At 65.0% G+C, this 14,333-nt stretch carries 12 protein-coding genes; 8 read left to right on the top strand and 4 right to left on the bottom strand.

Going from position 1 to position 14,333, the window contains the following annotated elements; translation table 11 throughout:
* Positions 1-22: 22 nt before the first annotated feature.
* A complete protein-coding gene (locus NKH89_RS24180; protein ID WP_352481027.1) occupies positions 23-238 on the bottom strand; it encodes a hypothetical protein in 216 nt (71 codons plus the stop codon).
* Positions 239-374: 136 nt separating this feature from the next.
* On the opposite strand from NKH89_RS24180, the gene NKH89_RS24175 reads away from it, so the two are divergent.
* From NKH89_RS24175 to NKH89_RS24165, 3 genes are all read left to right on the top strand, one after another.
* A complete protein-coding gene (locus NKH89_RS24175) occupies positions 375-3,035 on the top strand; it encodes an FtsK/SpoIIIE family DNA translocase (protein ID WP_352910326.1) in 2,661 nt (886 codons plus the stop codon).
* 133 nt (positions 3,036-3,168) lie between these two features.
* The gene (locus tag NKH89_RS24170; protein ID WP_352481025.1) at positions 3,169-3,852 is read left to right on the top strand and encodes an outer membrane lipoprotein carrier protein LolA; all 684 of its coding nucleotides are present in this window, start codon (positions 3,169-3,171) and stop codon (positions 3,850-3,852) included.
* A 385-nt stretch (positions 3,853-4,237) separates the two neighbouring features.
* Complete coding sequence (locus tag NKH89_RS24165) at positions 4,238-5,044, top strand: exodeoxyribonuclease III (protein WP_023721396.1); 807 nt, start codon at positions 4,238-4,240, stop codon at positions 5,042-5,044.
* Positions 5,045-5,064: 20 nt separating this feature from the next.
* On the opposite strand, the gene NKH89_RS24160 is transcribed toward NKH89_RS24165, so the two are convergent.
* From NKH89_RS24160 to NKH89_RS24150, 3 genes are read right to left on the bottom strand one after another with little or no spacing between them, the layout of a single operon-like run.
* On the bottom strand, positions 5,065-5,916 hold the full coding sequence (locus tag NKH89_RS24160) for a TIGR01459 family HAD-type hydrolase (protein ID WP_352910323.1): 852 nt from the start codon (positions 5,914-5,916) through the stop codon (positions 5,065-5,067).
* The gene (locus tag NKH89_RS24155) at positions 5,913-7,214 is read right to left on the bottom strand and encodes an FGGY-family carbohydrate kinase (protein ID WP_352910320.1); all 1,302 of its coding nucleotides are present in this window, start codon (positions 7,212-7,214) and stop codon (positions 5,913-5,915) included. The genes NKH89_RS24160 and NKH89_RS24155 overlap by 4 nt, the downstream gene beginning before the upstream one ends.
* Before the next feature lies 1 nt (position 7,215).
* Entirely contained in the window at positions 7,216-8,259 is a 1,044-nt protein-coding gene (locus NKH89_RS24150; protein ID WP_352910317.1) for a class II aldolase/adducin family protein, read from the bottom strand.
* Between the two features lie 229 nt (positions 8,260-8,488).
* On the opposite strand from NKH89_RS24150, the gene NKH89_RS24145 reads away from it, so the two are divergent.
* From NKH89_RS24145 to NKH89_RS24125, 5 genes are all read left to right on the top strand, one after another.
* A complete protein-coding gene (locus NKH89_RS24145; protein WP_023721392.1) occupies positions 8,489-9,271 on the top strand; it encodes a DeoR/GlpR family DNA-binding transcription regulator in 783 nt (260 codons plus the stop codon).
* Positions 9,268-10,647, top strand: coding sequence for an FGGY-family carbohydrate kinase (locus NKH89_RS24140; protein WP_352910315.1), 1,380 nt, complete (start codon positions 9,268-9,270; stop codon positions 10,645-10,647). The genes NKH89_RS24145 and NKH89_RS24140 overlap by 4 nt, the downstream gene beginning before the upstream one ends.
* Entirely contained in the window at positions 10,644-12,188 is a 1,545-nt protein-coding gene (locus NKH89_RS24135) for a sugar ABC transporter ATP-binding protein (RefSeq protein WP_352643719.1), read from the top strand. Before NKH89_RS24140 ends, NKH89_RS24135 begins: the two co-directional genes overlap by 4 nt.
* A gap of 20 nt (positions 12,189-12,208) precedes the next feature.
* A complete protein-coding gene (locus tag NKH89_RS24130) occupies positions 12,209-13,186 on the top strand; it encodes an ABC transporter permease subunit (RefSeq protein WP_502896313.1) in 978 nt (325 codons plus the stop codon).
* 85 nt (positions 13,187-13,271) lie between these two features.
* Positions 13,272-14,210, top strand: a complete 939-nt coding sequence (locus tag NKH89_RS24125) for an ABC transporter substrate-binding protein (protein ID WP_023721388.1) — start codon at positions 13,272-13,274, stop codon at positions 14,208-14,210.
* Positions 14,211-14,333: the final 123 nt, after the last annotated feature.

Below are 14,333 nucleotides of genomic sequence, written 5' to 3'. Positions count from 1 at the left end.
GTCGTGATGCTCCCGCAAGGGCTCACGCCTTGAGGCCCGGAAATCTTCCGGGCCTCTTTTTGTGCGCGGATGGCCGTGACGGCTCGATCACGATCGCTTGATCAAGGTGCTCGATCCGCCGGCGGCGATGAAACATCTGCCGCAGCGGCTCCAGCGTGCCCGCCATTTTCGCCGAGTCAGCGTGGTTGCCAATGCCTGTCGCAGGATCACCGCCGCGTTTGAACAGGAAGTCAGGCATGACATCCTGCGCCCGTTCCGCAGACGCAGGCTGCCCATGGTTAATGCGCCCTTAACCTTCCCGCCGCTAGTCTGACAGCCGAATCTGCCGTGTTGCGCGTCCGCGCCCGGCCGGGCAACGACAGACGAGGAAGAGCATGCGTTCAGGGGCTTCAGCACCGTTTGCGCTGGCCGATACGGGGCACGGCATCCGGGCGTTCGCGAGGCGCCAGGTCGGGCGGCTGGTCGGTGCCGGGCTGTTTGCTCTGGTTGGCTTCGGCGTCGCCGCCCTTGCCACCTGGAACGTCGCCGATCCGAGCTTCTCGCACGCCACCGATAATATCGTCACCAATGCAATGGGTTATGCCGGCGCCGTCTTTTCCGACATTGCCATGCAGTTCTTCGGACTCGCCGCCGTTGCGGCGCTGGTGCCGGCGGTGATCTGGGGATTTCTGCTGTTTACCGCGCGCGGCGTCGACCGGCTGCCGAAACGGGCGCTGGCCTGGTTCGGGTTTTCGCTGCTTGGCGCGGCAATTGCCGGCTGCGTGGTGCCGCCCAAGACCTGGCCGCTGCCGACCGGCCTCGGCGGCGTCTTTGGCGACATGGTGCTCAACATTCCCGGCCTGGTCATCGGCGGCTATCCGACCGGCCTCGTCGCCAGCGTGCTTGCCGTGCTCCTTGCAGCACCGGCGCTGGGGCTGTTTCTGTATGGTTCGGCGCTGATTTCACGCAAGAACGGCTTTGCCGTGCTTGATCAGCACACTGCTGCCGATCCGCAGGACGACCTGCTTTTCGACAATGAAGAGGACGAGGGCGACGAAGGCATATTGGCGCTTGGCGCCATCACCCATTGGTGGCTGTCGCTGCGGGCCTATCTGCGTCGCCGCGCCGCGCGCCGGCGCGAGCGCGACGATTTCGAGCCGGAGATGGAGCCGCGGGCCAGCGCCTGGCGGCGGGCGGCAGAACGGGTCGAATCGGCCGAGTTCGCCGAGGCGCGGATGAGCCCGGGCGGGCGCGCCCGCGTCGAGCCGGAATTCTTCGCCGCCATGGTCAACGACCGCAGTGCCTCGATCGACCCCGACGATGCCGATGTCTTCGATAACGACGACAATGACGACGACATGGATTTCGCGCCCGAGCCGGCCGGCCAACGCCGCGCCGCGCCGACGGCGAAGGTGCAGAACTTCCGTTCCGATGCGGCGACACGCGTCGAGGCGCCGGCGCCGCGGCCGGCACCCGGCGCCCGGGTCCAGCGCGAGGCGCAGACCTCGCTGATCGGCTCGGAAAAATTCGAGATGCCGTCACTGCATTTCCTGTCGGAACCGAAGAACGTGGTGCGCGACGCCAGCCTGTCGAAGGACGCGCTGGAGCAGAACGCCCGCCTGCTCGAGGGCGTGCTGGAGGATTTCGGCGTCAAGGGCGAAATCATCCATGTGCGCCCGGGTCCGGTCGTCACGCTTTACGAGCTGGAACCCGCGCCCGGCATCAAATCGTCGCGGGTGATCGGCCTGTCCGACGACATCGCCCGCTCGATGAGCGCCATCGCCTGCCGTGTCGCCGTGGTGCCTGGCCGCAACGCCATCGGCATCGAATTGCCGAACGCCAGGCGCGAGACCGTCTATTTGCGCGAGATCATGGCCAGCCGCGATTTCGAGACCACCAAGGCCAAGCTGGCGCTGGCGCTGGGCAAGACCATCAATGGCGAGGCGGTCATCGTCGACATCGCCAAGATGCCGCACGTGCTGGTCGCCGGCACCACCGGCTCGGGCAAGTCCGTCGCCATCAACACCATGATCCTGTCGCTGCTCTATCGGCTGACGCCGCAGGACTGCCGGCTGATCATGATCGATCCGAAAATGCTGGAACTCTCGGTCTATGACGGCATCCCGCATCTTCTGACGCCGGTGGTCACCGATCCGAAGAAGGCGGTGGTGGCGCTGAAATGGACCGTGCGAGAGATGGAGGACCGCTACCGCAAAATGTCGAAGGTCGGCGTCCGCAACATCGACGGTTTCAACGCGCGCGTGCAGCAGGCCGAGAAAAAAGGCGAAAGAATCTCGCGCACCGTGCAGACCGGCTTCGACCGCCAGACCGGTGAAGCGATCTACGAGACGGAGAACCTCGACCTCGAGCCGATGCCCTACATCGTCGTCATCATCGACGAGATGGCCGATCTGATGATGGTCGCCGGCAAGGACATCGAAGGCGCAGTGCAGCGCCTGGCGCAGATGGCGCGCGCCGCCGGCATCCATGTCATCATGGCAACGCAGCGGCCGTCGGTCGACGTCATCACCGGCACCATCAAGGCCAACTTCCCGACCCGCATCTCCTTCCAGGTGACATCGAAGATCGACAGCCGCACCATCCTGGGCGAGCAGGGCGCCGAACAGCTGCTCGGAATGGGCGATATGCTCTACATGGCCGGCGGCGGCCGCATCCAGCGCGTGCACGGTCCCTTCGTTTCCGACGACGAGGTGGAGAGGATCGTCGCGCATCTGAAATTGCAAGGCGTGCCGGAATATCTCGACGCCATCACCGAGGACGACGACAAGGATGATGATGAGCCGTCGGGCAAAGGCAATGGCGGCAGTGGCGATGGCGGTAATTTCGAGGATTCCGACGATCCCTACGACCAGGCGGTCGCGGTGGTGCTGCGCGACGGTAAGGCCTCGACCAGCTACATCCAGCGCCGGCTCGGCATCGGCTACAACCGCGCCGCCTCGATCATCGAGAAGATGGAGAAGGAAGGCATTGTCGGCCCGGCCAACCATGCCGGAAAACGCGAAATCCTGGTGCCGACGGAGGACGACAAGTTCTAGAGCGCATCCGCGCCGGCAACTTTGAACCTCTCGGCGCGTTGCAACGGATGAGCGCTGCGCGCCCGCCAAACTTAAGCCCAACTGGGGGGGCAGACCAATATAACGAGCAAGCAATCAGATGATGGTGACCGGCATGAAAAACGCATCTTTCGCCCCAAGCAGGGATTTCGCCCCAACCCGCCGACAGGTGCTCGGCCTCGGTCTGGTCCTGGCCGGTGCCGCGGCCGTCAACGTCGTGCCCGGCTTCCAGCTGCTGGCGTCGGCGCAAGCAGCGGTTCCGGCGACGGCGCAGAAGATCGCCGATCATTTCTCCTCGGTCAAATCGATGAGCGGCGAGTTCGTGCAGTTCGGGCCCAAGGGCGAGCAGACCGGCGGCAAGTTCTTTCTGGAACGGCCGGGCAAGATCCGCTTCAACTATGACGGCGCCTCGAATTTCAGGGTGATTTCCGACGGCAAGTCGGTGGTCATCCTCAACAAGAAGCTGCGGACCTCCGACCTCTACCCGCTGTCGAAGACACCGCTGAAGCTGCTGCTCGACGACAAGATCGATCTGTCGGGCGGACGCGTCAGAAGCGTCAAGGAAGAAAACGATCTCACCACCATCCAGCTTGCCGACAAATCGGTGTTCGGCAATTCGAAGATCACCATGATGTTCGATCCGAAATCCTATGAATTGCGGCAGTGGACCATCACCGATGCGCAAGGCAAGGACACGACGGTGATGATCTTCAACACCAAGGAGGGCGTCAGTTTCGCGCCCGACACCTTTGCCATCGACTATACGGCCAACCGGGAACTGAACACCAAGTCGCGCTAAGGTGTGTCGATATTCAGGTGATGCCGGCCTGCAACGGCGGTTTCCTGCGCTTCCGGCCTTCGCCGGCCAAAGCACTCATGAGCGGTCGTGGCAGTTAAGGCTACGGCCGGCGTAGGCCGGTGCTCACGTACCCAAAAGTACGCTCCGCTCCGGATCTCGGAATCCACCATTCTGGTCGCTTCGCGCCCGTCTTCGACTCCGACTCGGCCTGACCTGAATCTCAGCACACCTTGGGCTTGGTTCCTGTATTGATATTTCTGGAAAGTCATGGGCCGCGCCCCCCAAGGCGCGGCCGGCTTGTTTTTGCGGTGCGCGGCTGGCAGTAGTTTCCGCGATTGACTTCCGTCGGGCCATCCGGCGGATCTTGCGTTGTCCGGAACCCCACATGCCGTTTTCCGTCGCTACCTGGAACATCAACTCCGTCCGGCTGCGCATGCCGATCGTCGAGCGTCTGCTGGTCGAGCAGGCGCCGGACGTGCTCTGCCTGCAGGAAACCAAGGTTCCTGACGAATTGTTTCCGGAGAAGGCGTTCCGCAAGCTTGGCTACGAGCACATCGCCTTCCATGGCCAGAAGGGCTACCACGGCGTTGCGACGGTGGCACGGCGGCCGATCGAGGTGGTCGAAAAGCGCCGCTTCTGCGAGATCGACGACAGCCGGCATCTGTCGGTCACCGTCAAGGCTGGCGGCAAGGCGATCCTGCTGCACAATTTCTACGTGCCGGCCGGCGGCGACGAGCCCGACCCGGCCGTCAACCGGAAGTTCAAGCACAAGCTCGATTTTGTTGCCGAGATGAACGCCGTCCGCGCCGAGCATGACGAGGTTTCCGGCTCGATCCTGGTCGGCGATCTTAACATCGCGCCGCTCGAGCACGATGTCTGGTCGCACAAGCAGCTGCTCAACGTCGTCAGCCATACGCCGGTCGAGACGGAAAATTTCGAAGCGATGCGGCTCGCCGGCGACTGGGTCGACCTGATGCGGCTCAATGTGCCTTACGAGGAGAAGCTCTACACCTGGTGGAGCTATCGTGCACAGGATTGGCAGGCGTCAAATCGCGGCCGCCGCCTCGACCATATCTGGTCGTCGCCAAACCTGGTGCCGCAGTTTGCCGGCTATGAAATCCTGCGGCCGGCGCGCGGCTGGGAGCGGCCCTCCGACCATGTGCCGGTGATCGGGCGTTTCAACCTCGATTAGCTTTGTCTCGCCTTAACAATTCAGCGAAACCTGAAGCTATCCGCGATGTAGTCGGGGCGGGCGTTCAGCGTGGCGAAAACAGTCTCCAGATCAGGTGTCTCCGCCAATATGCCGGACAGGACCAGCGTCGTCGCGACGCCGACGCCGTTGCCGCCGGCGATGTCGTGCTCGACGCTGTCGCCGACGCAGACCACGTTGCTGCGCTCCGGGTTGCCCGCCAGCGCCAGCGCTGCCTCGAATATCTGCGGATAGGGCTTGCCGATGCGGGTGACGCTGCCGCCGAGGTTCTCATAGAGATCGGCTAGCCGGCCGGCGCCGAAGCGAGGCCCGACGGCAGTCAGCATGATGTTGTCGGGGTTGGTGCAGAAGCACGGCACCTGGCGCGCCGCTGCCGGACCAAGAAGCCGGCGATAATGATCGAGGTCGTAGCGATCGCCCTCGCTGGCGGAAATCAGTACCAGTTCTGCATCGTCGCCGTCCTTGGCCAGGACAAGGGGAAGGCCGTCGACAGCCGAACGGTCATTGTCGCGGCTGATCAGCAGGCATTTTGTCTGCGGGCGCAGGGTCCTCGATGCCGCCATTTCGTGGAAGGAGCGCCACGCCACCTCGCCGGAGGAGACAAAATGGTCCCAGCTTCCCGGTGCGAAGCCGAGCTTCAGCAGGCGGCGCTCATTGGGTTGCGCCCGCTTGCCGGAATTCGAGATCAGCACGATGGTCTTGCCGGCGCGCTTGAGTGCCGACAAGGCTTCGATAGCGCCTGGATAGGCGCTGGTGCCGTCGTGCAGCACACCAAATTGGTCGAGCAGGAACACCTGATAGCGCTCGGCCAGCGCGGCGATGCCGTCGAGGTGCTGAATTATCTTGGCCGTCATAAAAGCCCCGCTGCGCCTGCGCCCATCAGCGCCAGCCGCGCCGTGCCGGCGGCGGCCTCCTCCGAAAGAGCCGGCACGAGAGCGACGCCAAGCTTGCGCTGCCGGATCGCCGTCCAGGCCGGATTGGCCGCACCGCCGCCGACGCTCCTGACCGATGTAAGCCGAGGTGCGCCGAGTTCGGCAAGCCGGCGATAGCCGAGCGCTTCGATCGCCGCAATACCCTCGAACATCGCTTTCAGATAATCGGCGTCGTCGGCGGGCCGCGGCTCGAGGCGGGGCGGCAGCGCCGGATCGGCTATGGGGAAGCGTTCGCCCGGCGCCGGCAGCGGGTAATAATCGAGGCCGGTCTCGGTCGCCGGGTCGATCTTTTTGCTGAGCTCGACAATGCGGGCGACGGGGAAATGCTGGGCCAGCACCTTGCCGCCGGAGTTCGAGGCGCCGCCCGCCAGATAGGTGTCTCCCAGCCTATGGCTGTAGATGCCGAATTGCGGCGCCGAGATCGGCCGGTCGGAGAGGATCTTGATGGTCAGCGATGAGCCGAGCGCGGTGACGCCGGCGCCCGCGGCAGTCGCACCGGTCGCCAGGAACGACGCGCATCCATCGGTGGTGCCGGCGACGACAACCACGTCGCGCGGCAGGCCGAACATTTTCGCAGCGCTGGCGGTGAGCGTGCCCGTGACATCGCCCGGCCGCACGATTCGGGGCAGGAATTCCATGCGCATGCCGGTCGCCGCGATCCAGTCCGGCCAGCGCCGGGCCTCGACGTCGTAGCCGGTTTTCAGCGCGTTGTTCTCGTCACTGACATCGAAGCGGCCGGAAAACTGTCCGGCGATCCAGTCGGCCTGGTGCAGCACAGTGGCGACGCCGGGCAGGTGCTGGAAAGACAGCGCCTTGGCGAGACCGGACGTCGCCCCAAGTGCAGCGCTCGTTGCCGGTGCCGCGCCGGCTATTGCAGTCAGAATAATGTCGTCAGCGACCTTGTCGTTGTACATCAGCGGTTCGGCCAGCGGCCGCCCGGAGCCGTCGACCGGCAGCAGCGTGCCCGACGTACCGTCGACGGCGATCGAGAGCACTGCCGCGCGATCGATACATTTGAGCACTTCCGCCAACGTCGCGCCGACCGCCTCCCACCATACGGCGGGGTCGCGGCCGTTCAGCCCAAATCGCTCAAGGGCAATTGCGGAATGCGCGGCGATGGAAAAGTCCGGGCGCATTGCGACGGCGCGCGCGCCGGATGTGCCGATGTCGATGCCGATGGCAAGCGGGCCAGTTGATAGCGGGCTTGACGAACGCGGCATGTCAGCTGCCTCCGGCATTGAGTTTCTGGCGATATTTTTCGGCGTCCCAGTTGATCAGTTCGTCATTCTCCGCCGCTGTCAGATAATTCAGCTTCGCTGCGACATCGACCCGCGCCGTCACGTCGGCGAGGCAGCGCTGCATGGCGTCGGCGCCGGCGCCGGCGTCGCCGCGCATCAGCACGCCAAGGCCGGGAAACAGGAACGCCACGGGTGCGGCGCCGCAGCGCTCGATCACGCGCTTCACATCCTCGCCCGGTCCCGCCACGACCGAACCCTCGCCGAGAAAGATGACGTGGTCGGGGTAGAGGCTGCCACCCGAAGCCATGCGGCAGCTTTCGGGGTCGATCGCCACCGCATGCGCCTCCACGTCGGCTGGCAGTCTGTAGCCGCTGCCGCCGGCGCGCGCCGTCAGTGCGGCAATGTCCGGCTCAGCCACCTGGCGCGGCGGCCGCGCCAGGAGCCGGGTTACGCGGCGCAGCAGCATGTCGGCCGCGGCGACGGTCTCGGCTGCAACGACCAGACCGTGATTGCCGAGGATCAGGATGTCTACGCCTGGCCGCAAGCGCTCGGCGATCCCTTGGGCAAGCGGCAGCCCCGGCCGGCGATAAGGAACATAGGTCCATTGGTGGCCATCGAGCCGCCTGGCGACCTCGGCCTCGCAATCGGCCTGCACGGCCAGCGAAATGGTCTCGACGCAGTGGACATGCAGGACGATACGCTGCGGCATCAGCGCATGCACCGTGGTCTCGATCGACGGGCGCAAGCCGCGTGGATTGAGGGCGCCGATGGCAAAGGCCTGCGGCTGTTCGGCGGCCGGGTCGCGCCGTTCGATGGCTTCAAGCAATGGCGGGATGCTGACCGGCACCATGATGTCTGCGGTAAGCGCGTCCTTCAGCCAGGTACCGGAGGCCTTGATCCAGAGCGTGTCGCCGGCTTTCAGCGAGGTATTGCCGCCGGCGGCCTGGGTCAGATGCGGGTCGCTGCCGATGACGGCCGAAAGCGACCGCAGCGCTGCCAATTCCTGCGCATCCGCACTGATCGTCATCGAAATTCCTCTACAAACCGGCCGCGTGGCCACGGCTTTGGACGGCCCGTTGCCGGGACTAAGACCGACGCTGGTATCGCAGATGCGAGTAAGTTACGTCAACAGTGATGTTATCGCGTCAAATCACGCTTGCAATCCGAGGCCCGTTGAGTAAGTTGCACCAATTGCCGTGCAAAATGGCAATGCCGTGCAAAATGGCTTGGGAGGCAAGCGCATTGGGAGGTAAGGGTTGAGCGACTCCGGCCGCCAGCGCCAGATTGTCGAGCTTTTGCGAGACCGGCCTTTCGCATCGGTGCGCGAGCTGCAGGAGCGGCTTGGCGTGTCGGCGGCGACGGTGCGGCGCGACATCGACAAGATCGACGAGGCCGGCGAAGCGCGCAAGGTCTATGGCGGCATCTCGGCGCTCGATGGCGCTTCGCAAGTTGGCGTCGCCTATGCCAGGCCCTATGACGAGAACCGCGACCTCGCCGTCGAGGCCAAGCGGCAGATCGCCGCTCTCGCCGCCACCATGGTGCGCGACGGCGACGCGGTCATCGTGCATGGCGGTTCGACCTGCTTCCATCTCGGCGTCAAGCTCGCCGACCGCAACATCCGGCTCTACACCAACTCGATGCCGCTCGCGGCCTATCTCAGCGATCACGGCCATTGCAGCCTGACCGTCGCCGGCGGCGAACTGCACCGCGAGCCGGGTATCATCCATTCGCTGACCCAGACGGTGCCGTTCTACGCCTCGAAGTTCTTTCTCGGCGCGCAAGGCATCGGCCAGGAAGGCCTTCTGGAATCGCACCCGCTGCTGGTCCGCTCGATCGTCGAGCTCAGCCTCTGCGCCGACCAGATCGTCGTGCTGGCCGACAGCCGCAAACTGTCGATCCACGCCCGCAACGTGGCGCTGCCGCTGTCGCGGATCGGTACGCTGGTCACCGATGAGGGCCTGTCCGACACCGACGCGCGCATGCTCGAAGATGCCGGCGTCATGGTGCGCATCGCCGCTTCCTCGGGAGGCGCCCAGTGAAAGTAGCCGTCCTCGATTTCGGCAAGACCAATTCGAAGCTGTTCGTCTTCGGCCAGGACGGACGCATCCTCGACGAGCGCCGCACCCAGCCGAACTGGATCCGCAAAAACGGCTTCAGCGTGCTCGACGAGGCAACGCTGTACGACTGGGCGGCCCGCGCCATCGATGACGCCGTCGACACGCATGGCGTGGAAGGGCTGATGGTATCCGGCCATGGCTGCACCTTCGCGTTGGTCGACGACGCCGCGCTGACGCATCCGATCCTCGATTACGAGCAGGAACCGCCAGCCGAGATCGCCGCGCAGATCGATCGCCGCATTCCGGATTTTGCCGAGACCTTTTCGCCGCGCCTGCCGCTTGGCTTCAACTACGGCCGCCACATGTTGTGGCTGAAGGAGGTGGAGCCCGGTGCCTTCGCCGCAGCGAAATCGATCCTCGGCTACCCCCAATACTGGAGCTGGCGCCTTGGTGGCCGGCCGGTATCGGAAGTGTCCTATCTCGGCTGCCACTCGCATTTATGGGCGCCGCGCAAACGCGATTTCAGCTCGCTGGTCGATGGCGGGGGCTGGCGCGGCCAGATGCCCGCCTTCGAGCGTGCCGGCGCGGTGATCGGCGAGCAGCGCTTCGGCCGAGCCGCGAAGCCGGTCGCCATCCATAATGGCGTCCACGACAGCAATGCCGCGCTCCATGCCTACCGCCGGCAGCAGCTCGGGCCGGTGACCGTGGTCTCGACCGGCACCTGGGTCGTCGTTCTCAATCCGGACTGTCCTCTCGACGCACTCGACGGCGAGCGCGACATGCTGGTCAACGTCGATGTCGATGGCGGCCCGGTGCCAACCATCCGCTTCATGGGCGGCCGCGAATTCGCGACGATCAGCGCCGGCTGGCAGGGCGCCATCGCGCCGTCATCGATACAGCGGGTGATCGACGCCGGCATCATGGCGCTGCCGAGCTTCGCGCCCGGCGGCCCGATGGCACACCGGCGCGGCGAACTGGTCGGGCGCACGCCCAACGCCGACGAACGCGCGGCCATGGCGCTGCTCTATGTCGCGCTGATGGTCGATTTGTGCCTCGAGCTGATCCATTCCGATAATACCGTCATCGTCGACGGCGGCCTGAACAATGGCGGGCTGCTTGCCGCGCTGCTGGCGCAAGTGCGTCCCGGGCAGGCCTTCCTGCAGGGCGCAACGCTGGAGGGCAGCGCCACCGGTGCCGCAGCACTTGCCTTCGAAAGCGTCGGACGCGAGTTTGCCACCGAGGCGCTGGAGGCGGTGCATGCGGCAAGCTTCAGCGGCCTTGCCGGCTACCGCAACGACTGGCGCGGCCTTGCCGCCGATCGGGGTGCCCCCAGAGCAGCTGCGGGAGGTGCGCGATGAGCGCCATCGCCCGGATCGAGACGGTGCGCCAGCCGGTGCTGGAGATGCGCCACATCTCGAAGACATTCGGCCCGATCCGCGCCCTGCACGATGTGTCGCTGACCGTCCATGCCGGCGAGCTGCACGCGCTGATGGGTGAGAACGGTGCCGGCAAGTCGACGCTGATGAAGGTGCTGTCCGGTGCCTACCGGCCGGATCCCGGCGGCGAAATCCTGATCGACGGCATGCCGGCCGCCACCGGCGACCCGATCAAGGCACGCGCCGCCGGCATTGCGGTCATCTACCAGGAGCTGTCGCTGGCGCCCAATCTGTCGGTGGCGCAGAACATTTTCCTCGGCAACGAGCCGCGACGGTTCGGCATCGTCGATCGCGAGCAGTGTAACCGGCGCGCCAGCGACATCATCGCGCGGCTCGGCGTGACTTTTTCAGCGCGCACCCCGGTCAGCAGCCTGTCGCTCGGCGAACGCCAGTTGGTCGAAATCGCCCGCGCGCTGTCGACCAATGCGCGCATCATCGTCATGGACGAGCCGACCACCTCGCTGACCTCGCGTGAGACCGACCGGCTGTTCGAGGTGATCGCGACGCTGAAGTCGCAAGGTATCGCCATCATCTACATCAGCCACCGCATGGAAGAGGTCTACCAGCTCGCCGACCGCGTCAGCGTGCTGCGCGACAGCGGCTATGTCGGCACGCTCGACCGCGCCGATCTGAACGCCTCGCGCCTGGTATCGATGATGGTCGGACGCGATCTGTCGACGTTCTACAAGAAGGATCACCGCCCGCCGGACAGCAAGCGCGCCGTCGCGCTGTCGGTGCGCGGCATGTCGGACGGCAATTTCATAAGGAATTGCTCCTTCGACCTCCACAAAGGCGAGGTGCTGGCGCTGGCCGGCCTGGTCGGCTCGGGCCGCACCGAACTGGCACGACTGATCTTCGGCGCCGACAGGCACATATCGGGCACGCTGGAGCTCGGCGGCAAACCGATATCCATCGGTTCGCCAAGCGAGGCGCTGGATGCCGGCATCGCCTACCTGACCGAGGACCGCAAGCAACTTGGCCTGTTCCTCGACATGTCGATCTCCGACAACATCAGCATGGGCGTGCTGGCAAGGGACGCGAAGGCCGGCGGTCTGCGCGACTTCGCGGCTGCCGAAAAGCGCGCCGCCAAGGCGGTGTCCGAGCTCTCCATCCGCACCAGCTCGGTGCAGGCCAATGCCGGCTCGCTGTCGGGTGGCAACCAGCAGAAGGTGCTGCTCGCCCGCCTGCTGGAAACAGAGCCGCAGGTCGTCATCCTCGATGAGCCGACCCGCGGCGTCGACGTCGGGGCGAAGTCGGAAATCTACCGGCTGATCGACAATCTGGCCAAGAAAGGCATCGCCATCCTGATGATCTCCAGCGAACTGCCGGAGGTGATCGGCATCGCCGACCGCGTGCTGGTGATGCGCGACGGCACCATTGCCGGCGAGGTAACGGCGTCGGAGGGCGAGCCACTGCGGCAGGAAGCGATCATGGAACTTGCAACGGGAGCGGCTCAGCGATGACCGACAAGGTGGCCGACACGATGAAAGCGGACGACCGGGCGGTGGGCAGGAGCACAAGGTGGCGCACCGCCATCGCTGCGCTCGGCATGCTGCCGATCCTGATTCTGCTGGCGGTCGGCTTCCAGTTCATCAACCCGCGCTTTTTCACCCAGACCAATCTGCTGATCGTCATGCAGCAATCGTCGATCAACATCGTGTTGGCGGCCGGCATGACCTTCGTCATCCTGACCGGCGGCATCGACCTGTCCGTCGGCTCGATCCTTGCCGCCTCGGCGATGGTGGCGGTGATGGTGTCGCTGGTGCCCGATTGGGGACTGCTGGGCGTGCCGGCGGCCATTCTCGTCGGGCTCGGCTTCGGCGTCATCAACGGCCTGCTGATCGCCTACATCAAGCTGCCGCCCTTCATCGTCACGCTGGGATCACTGACCGCCGTGCGCGGCGTCGCCCGGTTGCTTGGCCAGGACACGACGGTGTTCAACTCGGACCTGCCGTTCGACTTCATCGGCAACGGTTCGCTGTTCGGCGTTCCATGGCTGGTCATCATCGCGCTGGCGGTCGTGGTGCTGTCCTGGCTGGTGCTCAAGCGCACCGTGCTTGGCACCTGGATCTACGCCGTCGGCGGCAACGCCGAGGCCGCCAGACTGACCGGCATCAAGGTGCCGCTGGTGCTGCTCTTCGTCTACGGCGTTTCCGGCCTTCTGGCCGGCCTTGGCGGCGCCATGTCGGCGGCCCGGCTCTATGCCGCCAACGGGCTGCAGCTCGGCCAGTCCTACGAACTCGACGCCATTGCCGCGGTCATCCTCGGCGGCACCAGCTTCGTCGGCGGCGTCGGCTCGATCTGGGGCACGCTGATCGGCGGCCTGATCATCGCCGTGCTGTCAAATGGGCTCATCCTCGCCGGTGTTTCCGACATCTGGCAGTACATCATCAAGGGATTGGTCATCATCGTGGCGGTCGCCCTCGACCGTTACCGGCTCCAGGCAGGAGCAAGAACGTGATGGCCCTTAGTCGCCGGCGTCCATCGAGCCGGTTTCATGTGTAACGCACCGTGAGAGGCGCGGGCATCAGGAGGAAAATAAAACTATGAAGATCATCGCTAAACTGCTCTGCGGCGTCGCCCTTGCAGCCGCCGTCATCGCGCCGGCATCGGCCAAGGACCTGAACAAGGTCGGCATCTCGGTCGGCCTGCTCGGCAACCCGTTCTTCGTCGCCACCATCAAGGGCATCGAGGACGCGGCCAAGAAAATCAACCCGAATGTGCAGGTGACATCGGTATCGGCCGACTACGATCTCAACAAGCAGGTCTCGCAGGTCGATTCCTTCATCGCCGCCGGCGTCGACGTCATCATGCTCAATGCCGTCGATGCCAAGGCGATCGCACCGGCGGTGAAGAAGGCACAGGCGGCCGGCATCGTCGTTGCCGCTTTTGACGTTTCGGCGCCGGGCGCCGACGTCACCGTGATGACCAACAATGTCAAGGCCGGCGAAGAGGCGTGCCAGTATCTGGTCGACCATACCGGCGGCAAGGGCGACTACGTCATCCTCAACGGCCCGGCCTCGTCGTCGATCCTGGAGAGGGTCAAGGGCTGCAAGGACGTGCTGGCAAAACACCCCGACATCAAGGTCCTTTCAGACGACCAGAACGCCGAAGGCTCACGTGACGGCGGCTTGAAAGTGTTTCAGTCGCTGCTGACCCGTTTCGACAAGATCGACGCGGTGTTCGCCATCAACGATCCGACGGCGATCGGCGCCCAGCTTGCGGCCAAGCAGCTCAACCGCTCGGAGTTCATCTTCACGGCGGTCGACGGCGCGCCCGATATCGAGAAGGAACTCGCTTCCGGCACGTCGATGATCAAGGCCTCGGCCTCGCAGGATCCCTATGTGATGGCCGGCCAGTCGCTGACGATGGCGGCTGACCTGCTTGCCGGCAAGAAGCCGGCCGAGCCGACGGTGCTGCTCGACCCGAAGCTGATCACGGCCGACAATTTGAAGGATTACAAGGGCTGGACCGCAGCTCGCTAAACCTCCCAAGCCTGGTGGGGCCGGGCGGGCCCCCCCCCCCGGAGTTGTAGTGGAGAAGGGGTTTAGAAAAAAGCCTTGGTAGTTGGGGCGGGTGAGGTCGGAGAAACCGCCAGAAAACAGGAC

The sequence above is a fragment of the Mesorhizobium sp. M0923 genome (genome assembly GCF_040319365.1).
In the GTDB taxonomy this organism is placed as follows: domain Bacteria; phylum Pseudomonadota; class Alphaproteobacteria; order Rhizobiales; family Rhizobiaceae; genus Mesorhizobium.
The sequence above is the reverse complement of the archived record's forward strand: the minus strand, read 5'-3'. Positions and strand labels throughout refer to the sequence as shown.